This is a genomic window from Mesorhizobium sp. M7A.F.Ca.CA.002.15.2.1, assembly GCF_003998715.1.
Classification (GTDB): domain Bacteria; phylum Pseudomonadota; class Alphaproteobacteria; order Rhizobiales; family Rhizobiaceae; genus Mesorhizobium; species Mesorhizobium ciceri.
On record NZ_RZPI01000140.1, the window covers coordinates 1 to 9,704 of the forward strand.

Below are 9,704 nucleotides of genomic sequence, written 5' to 3' on the forward strand. Positions count from 1 at the left end.
GCCCTTCGTGTATCGGAACGCCATTGTTTCGAGGCGGCGCCTGCGCGAGGGTAGCCACCGAAACGCGCCACATGCAAATGAAGAGGCCCAGATGACGGTGAAGCCCCTCTACCGACGTGTCTTGTTGAAAGCGTCGGGCGAAGCGTTGATGGGCGAGCAGCATTTCGGCATCGACGTTTCAGTGGTGGATCGCATCGCCGGCGACATCGCCGAGGCGCGTGCATTGGGCATCGAGGTCGGTGTCGTCATCGGCGGCGGCAACATCTTTCGCGGCGTGGCCGTTGCCTCCAAGGGCGGCGACCGTGTCACCGGCGACCACATGGGCATGCTTGCCACGGTGATCAACTCGCTGGCGCTGCGCACGTCGTTGAACAAGATCGGCGTCGACGCCGTGGTGCTTTCGGCGATCGCCATGCCCGAACTTTGCGAGAGCTTTTCGCAGCGCCAGGCGACTGCCTACATGAACCAGGGCAAGGTGGTGATCTTCGCCGGCGGCACCGGTAATCCGTTCTTCACCACTGATTCGGCCGCCGCCCTCCGCGCGGCTGAAATCGGCGCCGACGCACTGTTCAAGGGCACTCAGGTCGACGGCGTCTACTCGGCGGACCCGAAGAAGGACCCGAATGCGACGCGTTTCGAGCGCATCAGCCATGGCGAAGTCATAAATCGCGGCCTTTCCATCATGGATACTGCAGCGATTGCACTTGCGCGCGAAAACAACATTCCGATAATCGTCTATTCGATCCACGAAAAAGGTGGTTTCGGCGATATTCTGAGGGGCGGCGGCCGCTGCACGGTCGTCGCGGACGATTGATCGGCGGCCAGGCTCGAAGGGAAACCGGTTTTCGAAGGTCCGATTCGAAGACGGAGCAGTGAGCCCGCATTAGACGGGTCGAGGAGATAAAGATGAGTGGTGAGTACGACGATCTCAAGCGGCGCATGGATGGGGCCATCGCCGCGTTCAAGCATGATCTGGCTTCGCTGCGGACCGGTCGCGCCTCCAGCAATCTGCTTGATGCGATCCAGGTGCAGGCCTATGGCACCACCATGCCGATCAACCAGGTCGCCAACGTCTCGGTGCCGGAGCCGCGCATGATCTCGGTATCGGTATGGGACAAGTCGATGGTCGGCGCGGTCGACCGCGCGATCCGCGAATCCAATCTGGGTTTCAACCCGATCGTGGACGGCACCAACCTCAGGATTCCGCTTCCCGAACTCAACGAACAGCGACGCAAGGAACTGGTCAAGATCTCGCACACCTACGCCGAGAACGCCCGGGTCGCCGCGCGCCATGTGCGCCGCGACGGCATGGACTTCCTGAAGAAGGCGGAGAAGGACGGCGACATCAGCGAGGACGATCAGCGCAAGCGCTCGGACCAGGTTCAGAAACTTACCGACGAGACGATCAGCACCATCGACCACCTGCTTTCCGATAAGGAAGCTGAAATCATGCAGGTTTAGGGTCTTGGCCTCCGGCTGACCCGAAAGCGAGAACATGGCAACGCCCGCGCATGTCGCGATCATCATGGACGGAAACGGACGCTGGGCCAAGGCGCGCGGCTTGCCTCGTCTTGCGGGCCATCGTGCCGGCGTCGAGGCGCTGCGCAAGACGGTGCGCGCAGCACCCGGACTCGGCATCTCCTACCTGACCGTCTACGCTTTCTCGTCGGAGAACTGGTCGCGGCCGAAATCCGAGGTCAGCGACCTGATGGGCCTTCTGAAAATGTTCATCCGCCGTGACCTTGCCGAACTGCACCAGAGCGGTGTGCGGGTTAGAATCATCGGCGACCGGGCAGGGCTGCAGCCCGATATCAGGGGACTGCTCGACGAGGCCGAAACGCTGACTGCCGCAAATGAATCTCTGACGCTGGTGATCGCCTTCAACTATGGCGGACGCGACGAGATCGTTCGCACGGCGCAAAAGCTCGCTTTGGCCGTGGCGCGTGGCGAACTCGACGCCGAGGCGATATCTGCCGAAAGCTTTGCCGTTGCGCTTGATACGCAAGGCATTCCCGACCCGGAACTGGTCATTCGCACCAGCGGCGAGCTTCGGCTGTCGAATTTCCTCCTGTGGCAGGCCGCCTATAGCGAGCTTGTCTTCCTGCCTTGCTACTGGCCCGACTTCAGCCGCGAACACCTTGCCGAGGCCTTGCGTGAGTTTGCTGGCCGCGAACGCCGTTTCGGCGGACTTGGAGGCCAGGACGTCGCTTCGCGACCGGCCGCGGGATGAGCAATCTCCAGCTGCGTGTCGTTTCGGCGATCGTGCTCGCCATCATCACTCTCGGTCTGACCTGGATCGGCGGTCTGCCGTTCCGGCTGCTGTGCGCCGTGATATCGGCGGCGATCTTCTATGAATGGACCCGCATGTCGCGCCCGACCGGGGTCACGGGCCTGGGTTTCCTGCCGGAAGCATTGCTGGTCGTCTTCGTTGGCGCCTTGATCGGCGGCCTGGCCGCCTCCTGGCTGCTACCGCTTGTGGCGGCCATTGTTGCCGCAACGGCGATAGCCGCCTCGCTTCGCAAGACCGGACAATGGGATGCGAGCGGCCTCGCCTATGCCGCGGTTTCAGGCCTGTCGCTCGCCTTGCTGCGCGATGGCGATCGTTCGGGCCTCATTGCCATCCTGTTCCTGTTTGCGGTCGTCTGGGCCACCGATATCCTTGCCTATTTCGTTGGCCGTGCCGTTGGGGGGCCGAAACTGGCGCCCTCTATCTCGCCCGGCAAGACGCGCAGCGGCGCGCTCGGCGGTGCGCTCGGCGGCGTCGTCGCCGGGCTGGTCCTCGCCGTAGCTGCCGGTGTCGGCAATCTGGCATTGCTCGGCCTGGTGGCGCTCGTGCTGTCGATTGTCTCGCAGGCAGGCGACCTGTTTGAATCCTGGGTCAAGCGCCGCCATGGCCGCAAGGACTCAGGCGCGCTCATCCCGGGCCATGGCGGCGTCATGGATCGTGTCGATGGGCTTGTCGCAGCCGCATTCGCCCTATACGTCATCGGCTGGATTTCGGCGAACGCCGATCATCCGGCGCAGGGTCTGTTTCCCGTTTGAGTGGTGTCATTTCAGGTCCTTTGCGCGATGCGCCTTGGATTCGCCCGGATTGGTGTCACAGTCACGGCGCAGTCTGCGCCGTGGAAGAATTTGAGGGTTTGTCTTGAACGAGATTCTTCACGCGCTTTTCAGCACACAAGGCTTTGTCCTCGGCACGCTGGTGCCATTCCTCTTCGTGCTGACCGTGGTCGTGTTCGTCCACGAAATGGGCCATTACCTTGTCGGGCGCTGGTGCGGCATCGGCGTCAGGGCCTTCTCGATCGGCTTCGGCCCGGAACTCTTCGGCTTCAACGACAGCCACGGCACGCGCTGGAAACTGTGTGCGATACCGCTTGGCGGCTATGTCAAATTCGTCGGCGACATGAACGCCACATCGAGCCAGCCCACGTCGGAAGAAATTGAAACGCTGACCGAGGAAGAGCGCAAGGTCGCCTTCCACACGCAGCCGATCTGGAAGCGCGCGGCAACGGTGGTGGCCGGGCCGCTGTTCAATTTCCTGCTGACGATCGTCGTCTTTTCCGTGCTGTTCACCGCCTATGGCCGTTATGTCGCCGAGCCCATGGTGGCCGAGGTGACCGCCGACAGCCCGGCGGCGAAGGCCGGCATCCTTCCCGGCGACCGATTCGTCAGCGTCGACGGCAACAAGGTCGAAACCTTTGGCGACGTCCAACGCCTGGTCTCGGGCCGTGCGGACGACGCAATCACTTTCGTCATGCTGCGCGACGGCCGGGAGGTCACTGTGACCGCGGCACCGCGGCTGATGGAACAGGAAGACGCGCTCGGCAACAAGGTCAAGGTCGCTGTAATCGGTGTCGTCAACAACAAGGAACTCGGCCAGCCACGGCTCATCACCTACACGCCTGTTGGAGCTGTCGCGGCGGCGGTCGAGGAAACCGGTCACGTCATCCAGCGCACCGGCCAGTTCCTGCAGCGCTTTGTTGTCGGGCGCGAAGACAAATGTCAGTTGGGCGGTCCGGTGAAGATCGCCGACATGGCGGGCAGGGCTGCGAAACTGGGATTCGAATGGCTCGTGCAACTGGTTGCACTGCTATCCGTTGGCATCGGAATTCTGAACCTTTTGCCGATTCCCCCTCTCGACGGCGGTCACCTCTTGTTCTACGGGGTGGAGGCTGTCATTCGCCGTCCGGTGTCGGAACGGATGATGGAAATGGCCTATCGGGCCGGGTTGCTTCTGGTGCTGTGCTTCATGGGGTTCGTTTTTTGGAACGATCTGTTTGGGTGCTGAAATCATGAAGAAATTTGGCTTCTGCATGGACGATGTTGAGACGCCGTTTACCATGCAAGGGGATATGAGTGACGCGAAAGCCACGCCGCAGGGTTAAGTAAATACAAATTAACCAGAAGCCTTGCGTGTAGGGAAAATCCGGTTAATACGGTAGGGGAAATTACCGCACGTCCGGTTTTCTCGCCGTGGGGACTACGAGAAAAGGTTATTAAGCCCGATGAAGGCAGCATCCAAGTTTCTAAGCGCCGCGTCCGCGGTGACCCTGTCCGCGGCCATGGTCGTGCCAGGCGCGCTCGCAGTGCAGTTCGTTGCCACATCGGCGGCTGAAGCCGCTGTCGTCAGCAGAGTCGAAGTAAGCGGCAACCAGCGTATCGACGCTGAGACCATCCGCAATTACATCACCATCAAGCCGGGCAAGGCTTTCTCCAGTTCCGATATCGACGGTGCGGTCAAGGCACTGTTTGGCACCGGCCTGTTTTCGGATGTGCAGATCAACCAGGTCGGCTCGACGCTGGTGGTCAAGGTTGCCGAGTATCAGGTTGTCAACCAGGTGCTGTTCCAGAACAACAAGAAACTCAAGGACAATGCGCTCGCGGCGGCGGTGCAGCTGAAGCCACGCGGAACGTTCTCGCAGGCGACGCTCGATGCCGACGTGGAGTCGGTCAAGGCTGCCTACAGGCGCATTGGTCGCGACGACGTGACCGTGACCACGCAGGTCATGCAGCTTGGCGACAATCGCGTGAATGTGGTCTTCAACATTGCCGAAGGCGATCGCACGCAGATCGCGGCGATCAATTTCGTCGGCAACAGCGCCTATTCCAGCCGCCGCCTGTCGGATATCATCAACACCAAGCGTTCGTCCTGGGTTTCCTTCATCCTGCGCGACGACGTCTACGACGATGACAAGCTGCGCGCGGACCAGGAGCTGCTGCGCCGCTTCTACTACAATCACGGCTATGCCGACTTCCAGGTCGTGTCCGCCGTCGGCGAGCTCGACAGCGCGACGAACAAGTACACGGTCACCATCACCGTCCAGGAAGGCGACCGCTACACGTTCGGCGATGTCAGCGTCGAGAGCACGATCCCTGAAGTCGACGGCAAGTCGCTGGAATCGGTGATCGAGACGCACAAGGGTGACGTCTACAACGCCAAGAACGTCGAGGATTCCATCATCGCGCTGACCGAGAAGGTGGCCGGTTCCGGCTATGCCTTCGCGCAGGTCACGCCGCGCGGCGACCGCAATTTCGAGAACCACACCATTTCGGTCGTCTACACGATCGACCAGGGCACCAAGGCCTATATCGAGCGCATCGAGATCCGCGGCAACGATCGCACGCGTGACTATGTCATTCGCCGGGAGTTCGACGTCAGCGAAGGCGACGCCTTCAACCAGGTGCTCATCCAGCGCGCGAAGAAGCGCCTGGAAAACTTGAACTACTTTGAGAAAGTCGACATCTCGACCGTGCCTGGCTCGCAGCCCGACCAGGTCGTTCTGGTGGTCGACGTGGTTGAGAAATCGACCGGTGAGTTCTCGGTGGGCGCTGGTTATTCGACCGGTGGCGACACGGCCGGTCCGTCGGTCGAAGGCTCGGTGACCGAGCGCAACTTCCTCGGTCGCGGTCAGTTCATCAAGCTGTCTGCGGGCGGCGGCAAGAATTCACGCGACTACAGCCTGTCCTTCACCGAGCCTTATTTCCTCGGACGGCGCATCGCCGCCGGTTTCGACATCTATAAGTCGACGCGGGAATACAACAACAACTATGACAGCGATACCACGGGCGCGACGATCCGTTTCGGCCTGCCGATCACCGACAGCATCACGACCCAGTTGGCGTACAACATATCGCAGGAAAAATATAAAGTTGACGATGGTTGCTTGACCGATGGGGTTTATATTCCTGGCAGCCCTTGCAATATCTCAACTGCAATCCTTGATGGCATCGATCAGAGCCCTTGGATCAAGTCGTCGGTCAGTCTCGGGCTGGTCTACAACACCATCGACGACATGAAGAACCCGCATGAGGGTATCTATGCCAACACAACCGTCGAAGTGGCCGGTCTTGGCGGCGATGCCAAGTTCGTGAAGATCACGGGACGCGGCAGCGTCTATCAGACGTTGTCCGAGTCGCTTGATCTTGTCGGCCTTATTTCGGGCGGCGCCGGCCATGTCGAGGGTTATGGCAGTGACGGCCTGCGTATCTTCGATCAGTTCCAGAGCACGGACCGCATGATCCGTGGCTTCGCCTATGGCGGTATCGGGCCTGTGGATCCTCTCACGGGTGACCATCTCGGCGGTACGACCTACTTCAATGCTTCTGCTGAAGCCCAGTTCCCGCTGCCAGTCGTTCCGGAAAGCTTCGGCCTTCGCGGAGCTGTGTTTGCTGACGCGGCGACTCTCTATGGCAGCAAGGTTACGAGCGTTGCTCAGGAGTCAACGGACATGCAGCTGCGTGCCTCTGTCGGCGTTGGTCTGATGTGGGCGTCGCCGTTCGGTCCGATTCGTATCGACTATGCGATCCCGGTCAAGAAGGAAGCGCGCGACGACGTGCAGGAATTCAACTTCGGCATATCGACCCGCTTCTGATCGGCGGCCAACGATGCTCCCGGGTCTTCAGGGTCCGGGAGAAATGTTCCGACCTAGCTGGATATAGCTTCTGGAATGACCGATCCGGTGTTCTTCGCGCCATCACGCCGGTATACGGCGGGCGAAGTCGCGAATCTGACCGGCTCGGTGCTTGTCGATTCCGGCCACTCCAATATTTTGATCGAAGCACTCGCGCCGGCCAGCGAGGGCGGCGAGAACGCGCTCGTCTTTGTCGACGGCAAGCGTAATTCCGCGCTGATGCCGTCGCTGCGGGCTGCCGCGGTGCTGTGCCCGGCGGAATTTGCCGGCAAGGCGCCGGCAAGCGTTGCCGTTCTCATTCATCCGCGTCCACAACAGGCCTTCGCGCTGATCGGGCGTCTGCTGTTTCCGAGGGCGGCGACACCAGGGCCAATGACCAGCGAAACCGGCGTCTCGCCGCACGCTCACGTCGATGCGACCGCCCATGTCGAAGCCGGTGCCGTCATCGAGGCCGGCGCGGTTGTCGGGCCAGGTGCTTCGATCGGCAGCGGCACCGTCATCGCCCCAAATGCGGTCATCGGACAATCCTGCCAGATCGGCCGCGACGGCTATGTCGGTCCGGGCGCCAGCATCCAGTATGCCTTGATCGGCAATCGCGTCATCATTCATGGCGGCGCCAGGATAGGCCAGGATGGTTTTGGCTTCGTCGGCGGGGCCAAGGGTCCTGAGCGCGTGCCGCAGATCGGCCGTGTCGTTATCCAGGACGACGTCGAGATCGGCTCCAACACCACCGTCGATCGCGGCGCCATGTCCGATACGATCATCGGCCAGGGCACCAAGATCGACAATCTCGTGCAGATCGCCCATAACGTCCGCATCGGCCGCAATTGCATAATAGCCGGGCTTTCGGGTATTTCGGGTTCTGTGGTCGTAGGTGACAATGTCACCATGGGCGGCGGCGTCGGGCTTGCGGATCACCTGACCATTGGGACAGGGGCCAAGCTTGCCGCCAGAAGTGGATTTATGAGCAATGTCCCTGCAGGCGAGATCTGGGGCGGCTATCCGGCACAGCCAATGGCGGAAGCCATGCGGGAGATAGCCATGCTGCGCAAGCTCGCCAGGACCCGCAAACAGGGCGAGGGAGGCAATGGCTGACATGATCGCGTCGACGACGCTGGAGGCGGTCGACATTATGGGGCTGATGAAGCTCCTGCCGCACCGCTATCCGTTCCTGATGATCGATCGTATCGTCGACATCGATGGCGACGAATCCGCTGTTGGCATCAAGAACGTGACCATAAACGAGCCGCATTTTCAGGGCCATTTCCCTGAGCAGCCGGTCATGCCGGGTGTGCTCATCGTCGAGGCGATGGCGCAGACGGCCGGCGCCATCTGTATCCGCAGCCTGGGTACCGAAAAGCCGTCGCTGGTCTATTTCCTGACCATCGACAACGCCAAATTCCGCAAACCGGTGGTTCCCGGCGACCAGTTGAAGATCTATGTCAAGAAAATCAAGAAACGCGGCAACCTGCTCAAATTCGCTTGTGAAGCCATGGTCGACGGCGCCAAGGCGGCCGAGGCCGAGATTTCAGCCATGATGGTCACCAGCGACTGACGATCGAGTGCTTATGAAAATCAAGACATCCATTCATGCTTCCTCCATTGTCGAGGAAGGCGCCCAAATCGGCCAAGGTGTGCGCATCGGGCCGTTCTGCCATGTCGCTGCCGATGTGGTGATCGGCGACGACGTCGAACTGGTCAGTCATGTCTCGGTGATGGGCGCGACGTCGATCGGCGCCTCGACCAAGGTCTATCCGATGGCGACATTGGGCGCACCGCCGCAGAACACCAAGCACAAGGGCGGCCGAACCACCTTGGTCATCGGCAGGAACTGCACGATCCGCGAAGGCGTGACCATGCATCTCGGCACCGATTCCAGCCGCGGCGAGACGACGGTCGGCGACAATGGCAATTTCCTTGCCTACGCCCATATCGCCCATGATTGCGTCGTCGGCAACAATGCGACGTTCGCCAATGGCGCAACGCTGGGCGGCCACTGCGAGGTCGGCAACAATGTCTATATCGGCGGACTGACCGCAGTGCATCAGTTTGTCCGCATCGGCGACAACGCCTTTCTCGGCGGCTGCTCCGCGATCGTCGGCGATGTCATCCCCTTTGCCATAGCGGTCGGCAACCGCGCCAGCCTACGCGGCCTCAACATCATCGGCCTCAAGCGCTCCGGCCTGCCAAGGTCCGAAATCCTTGTGCTGCGCAAGGCTTACAGGATGATCTTCGATCGTTCCCGCACCGTTGGCGAGAACATCGAGTTCGCCAAGGCGGAGTTCGCGTCGTCGCCGACCGCCATGAAGATCATCGATTTCATCACCAGTCGCGGCAAGCGGCACTATGCTGTGCCGTCGCTCAAGGGCGGCGATGGCGACGATGTCGATGACGAAGACTGAGACAGCGGCAGCGCGTCTTGATCTTCCGCCGGGCTCCAGGGTCGGCATCATTGCCGGCGGCGGCAGTCTGCCGGTCGAAGTCGCGGCCGGTTCGGCTGAACAAGGCTATCCGCCCTTCGTCATCCTGATGGAAGGCGAGGTCGACCGCATCGCGGAGCTCTCCCGATACGATCACGAAAGCCTCGCTCTGGAAGGTATAGGCTCGCTGGTCCCATTGCTACGGCGGCACCGGATCACCCATCTGGTGCTTGCAGGCGAGATCAAGCGCCGGCCGCGATTGCTTGCGCTGCGCCCCAGTCTCAGCCTGCTCGCGGTAATTCCGCTGGTCGTCATGGCGCTCGCGCGTGGCGACGATGGCCTGCTGAAGGTCTTGGCGAGGGGCCTCGAAGCC

The 9,704-nt window shown here is 61.3% G+C and carries 9 protein-coding genes and 1 pseudogene; all 10 read left to right on the top strand.

From position 1 onward, the window contains the following. The first annotated feature begins 91 nt into the window (after positions 1-91). A complete protein-coding gene (gene pyrH, locus ENZ74_RS10885; RefSeq protein WP_013531760.1) occupies positions 92-814 on the top strand; it encodes a UMP kinase in 723 nt (240 codons plus the stop codon). A gap of 92 nt (positions 815-906) precedes the next feature. After that, complete coding sequence (frr, locus tag ENZ74_RS10890; protein ID WP_013531759.1) at positions 907-1,461, top strand: ribosome recycling factor; 555 nt, start codon at positions 907-909, stop codon at positions 1,459-1,461. Positions 1,462-1,495: 34 nt separating this feature from the next. Continuing rightward, entirely contained in the window at positions 1,496-2,230 is a 735-nt protein-coding gene (locus ENZ74_RS10895) for an isoprenyl transferase (RefSeq protein ID WP_013531758.1), read from the top strand. Beyond that, positions 2,227-3,042 (top strand): phosphatidate cytidylyltransferase, encoded by an 816-nt coding sequence (locus tag ENZ74_RS10900; RefSeq protein WP_013531757.1) that lies wholly within the window; start codon positions 2,227-2,229, stop codon positions 3,040-3,042. The genes ENZ74_RS10895 and ENZ74_RS10900 overlap by 4 nt, the downstream gene beginning before the upstream one ends. Positions 3,043-3,145: 103 nt before the next feature. Beyond that, positions 3,146-4,288, top strand: a complete 1,143-nt coding sequence (rseP, locus tag ENZ74_RS10905) for an RIP metalloprotease RseP (RefSeq protein ID WP_063167968.1) — start codon at positions 3,146-3,148, stop codon at positions 4,286-4,288. Positions 4,289-4,505: 217 nt separating this feature from the next. Beyond that, the gene (bamA, locus tag ENZ74_RS10910) at positions 4,506-6,872 is read left to right on the top strand and encodes an outer membrane protein assembly factor BamA (protein ID WP_063167969.1); all 2,367 of its coding nucleotides are present in this window, start codon (positions 4,506-4,508) and stop codon (positions 6,870-6,872) included. A gap of 75 nt (positions 6,873-6,947) precedes the next feature. Beyond that, positions 6,948-8,006, top strand: a complete 1,059-nt coding sequence (gene lpxD, locus ENZ74_RS10915) for a UDP-3-O-(3-hydroxymyristoyl)glucosamine N-acyltransferase (RefSeq protein WP_063167970.1) — start codon at positions 6,948-6,950, stop codon at positions 8,004-8,006. Beyond that, on the top strand, positions 7,999-8,466 hold the full coding sequence (fabZ, locus tag ENZ74_RS10920; protein WP_027036657.1) for a 3-hydroxyacyl-ACP dehydratase FabZ: 468 nt from the start codon (positions 7,999-8,001) through the stop codon (positions 8,464-8,466). Before lpxD ends, fabZ begins: the two co-directional genes overlap by 8 nt. Positions 8,467-8,479: 13 nt before the next feature. After that, positions 8,480-9,313, top strand: a complete 834-nt coding sequence (lpxA, locus tag ENZ74_RS10925) for an acyl-ACP--UDP-N-acetylglucosamine O-acyltransferase (RefSeq protein ID WP_063167971.1) — start codon at positions 8,480-8,482, stop codon at positions 9,311-9,313. Then, positions 9,285-9,704 (top strand): annotated as a pseudogene (locus ENZ74_RS10930) (UDP-2,3-diacylglucosamine diphosphatase LpxI); the annotation flags it as partial. The gene lpxA and the pseudogene ENZ74_RS10930, both read left to right, overlap by 29 nt.